The organism is Bacteroidota bacterium (assembly GCA_018816945.1).
Taxonomy (GTDB): domain Bacteria; phylum Bacteroidota; class Bacteroidia; order Bacteroidales.
Genome location: JAHIVC010000075.1, coordinates 1 through 2,170, shown reverse-complemented (window position 1 = coordinate 2,170; position 2,170 = coordinate 1). Strand labels below are relative to the sequence as shown.

General features: G+C 36.1%; 5 protein-coding genes. All 5 read left to right on the top strand.

Going from position 1 to position 2,170, the window contains the following annotated elements:
• A partial coding sequence (locus tag KKG99_12285; protein MBU1013775.1) for a hypothetical protein occupies positions 1-235 on the top strand: 235 nt, incomplete at its 5' end.
• A complete protein-coding gene (locus KKG99_12280) occupies positions 213-353 on the top strand; it encodes a hypothetical protein (protein ID MBU1013774.1) in 141 nt (46 codons plus the stop codon). The genes KKG99_12285 and KKG99_12280, both read left to right, overlap by 23 nt.
• Positions 340-828: a hypothetical protein gene (locus KKG99_12275; protein MBU1013773.1), complete on the top strand. Its 489-nt coding sequence runs from the start codon at positions 340-342 to the stop codon at positions 826-828. Before KKG99_12280 ends, KKG99_12275 begins: the two co-directional genes overlap by 14 nt.
• Positions 829-836: 8 nt before the next feature.
• Positions 837-1,079 (top strand): hypothetical protein, encoded by a 243-nt coding sequence (locus tag KKG99_12270; protein MBU1013772.1) that lies wholly within the window; start codon positions 837-839, stop codon positions 1,077-1,079.
• A gap of 49 nt (positions 1,080-1,128) precedes the next feature.
• Positions 1,129-1,674 (top strand): DNA cytosine methyltransferase, encoded by a 546-nt coding sequence (locus tag KKG99_12265; protein ID MBU1013771.1) that lies wholly within the window; start codon positions 1,129-1,131, stop codon positions 1,672-1,674.
• Positions 1,675-2,170 lie beyond the last annotated feature (496 nt).

The following is a 2,170-nucleotide window of genomic DNA, read 5'->3' as shown; positions in this document are numbered from 1 at the left end:
TGAAGACCGGATCCAGCCAGAGAGTAAAGAAGCAATTTTGACACAAAATATTATTGATGAGTTGTCAAAATGTGGCCCTGAATTTCAGTCAATGACTGGATTTTTCAACATGATAATCAAAAAGATGGATTCATGCCCCATTCAGCAAAAAGCAGCGAAAGACTTGTTTGTTAAGGTGAATGAACTTATTGAAGAGTCCGGAGTTTTGAACCATGAAGGAATTGACACCGACTGAATCATTAGGATTTGGATTAATTATGATAGGACTTGATGTTTTGGTGAATGACGGCAAATTCACCAAACTTCTTTTAAATAATTTACATCCAAAGGACATCAAAGATGAAATCAGTTGAAGTAATAACCATTAGCGGGAAACGCGGTTATGGAAAAACCACGTTAGCCAAAAATATTATTGGCCAACTGTCCAGAGTGGCAGTATGGGACATGATGGCAGAATATAATCATCCAAACTCATATATCCCACATAGGGGGGATATGAAAGAGTTTAACACTTGGCTTAAAGGATATTGGAATACTGGAAACGTTTTTATCCTGGTGGATGAAGCCGACCAGGTTATGCCTGAGGGGAAGCCGCTTGTAGAGTACGCAAACAAAATAATTAATCTTGGGAGGCACAGAAACATAGGAATGGGGATGATAACAAGAAGATTGGCAAACCTGAACAAAACGGCGGTATCTCAGTCTGCAACTATGTATCTGTTCCATCATTTCATAATCAATGATATAAGATATTTAAAAGAGATGATACCTGATGCTGAAAGTTTGCATAATTTGCAGAAATTTCAGTATAAAACCTACAATTTGTGAGGTGTACAATGAGCGAATTAATTAAAGAATGGAAAATAAATAATAGTATGGGGGAATACCGCAAGCATATTATATTATATAAAAACAAGATTATTAAAACCGGTACGTTTAGAAACGACAAAGCGTACGAAGTAATCATAACAGTTAATATAGGGATATGCTGCCCACAATTTAGACAGATATATGCTGAAAAATTCAAAACCAAAAAAGAGGCCATGGCAATAATCAATCCCGCCAAAAGTTGGCCATAATTTTTTTAAAATCATTGAAACATATAATCTTTAATGAGATGATTAACTAATGAATATATTAATTGCTTGTGAATTTAGTGGAATTGTAAGGGATGCATTTAAGGCCAAAGGGCATAATGCCTGGTCATGCGATATATCCCCTACAGAATCAAGGGGCAATCATATACAGGGTGATGTATTAAATTATCTTAATGCAGGTTGGGATATGATGATTGCTCATCCCCCGTGTACGTATCTGGCGGTATCCGGAGCAAGGTGGTGGAAAGACCACCACCGGGAACAGAAAGAAGCGATTGAATTTTTTATGAAATTGGTTAACGCTCCAATTGACAGGATCTGTGTTGAGAATCCAGTGGGTAAGATGTCTACGGAGTATCGCAAACCAGAGCAGTATATTCAACCGTGGGAGTTTGGATGTGGTGAAACTAAAAAAACAGGATTATGGTTAAAGAACTTGCCTCAATTAGAACCCACCAACATAGTATCTGGAAGGATACCACGCATTCATTATATGGCTCCCGGTAAAGACCGCAGCAAGAATCGTTCAAGAACTTACAAAGTAATCGCAAAAGCAATGGCTGACCAATGGGGATAGATGCAAAAACATATAATTTATGAGGTGGTTTAATATGAAAAAAGATATTAATGGTACATATATGGTAGAACACCATACACACTATAAAGAAATTCACGGATATGATAAATCGGTATGGTTATTTCATGCGGTTTTATGCCGAGTACAGGGATTAAATTAAATTATATCGACATATAAATAGAGAATCAATCTTATTAATAAAATATTGTTTTAGCCTCTACGAACAATAACTTATAAATAGAATAAAATATATAACCCTCAGTAATAAAGTTAATTATATGAGGTATAGAAATATGGATTATAAACCAATTCTGCTCACGGTTATCGCCATTATGGTGGGTATGTGGGCATATGGAAAGTTTGTTGAAGGTGAGCTATAATGGATAAACACACCAGTACTATTGTTTTAGGTGCCGTGGCTACTGTTATCGCTCTGATTGTAATGTCAAAATTGAATCTTGTGGAGACTGCCTAAAATGGCACTAAAACTTAGATT

Coding starts and splice junctions, on each gene's coding strand:
- KKG99_12280 (MBU1013774.1), top strand. CDS start 213: ATGAAGGAATTGACACCGACTGAATCATTAGGATTTGGATTAATTATG.
- KKG99_12275 (MBU1013773.1), top strand. CDS start 340: ATGAAATCAGTTGAAGTAATAACCATTAGCGGGAAACGCGGTTATGGA.
- KKG99_12270 (MBU1013772.1), top strand. CDS start 837: ATGAGCGAATTAATTAAAGAATGGAAAATAAATAATAGTATGGGGGAA.
- KKG99_12265 (MBU1013771.1), top strand. CDS start 1,129: ATGAATATATTAATTGCTTGTGAATTTAGTGGAATTGTAAGGGATGCA.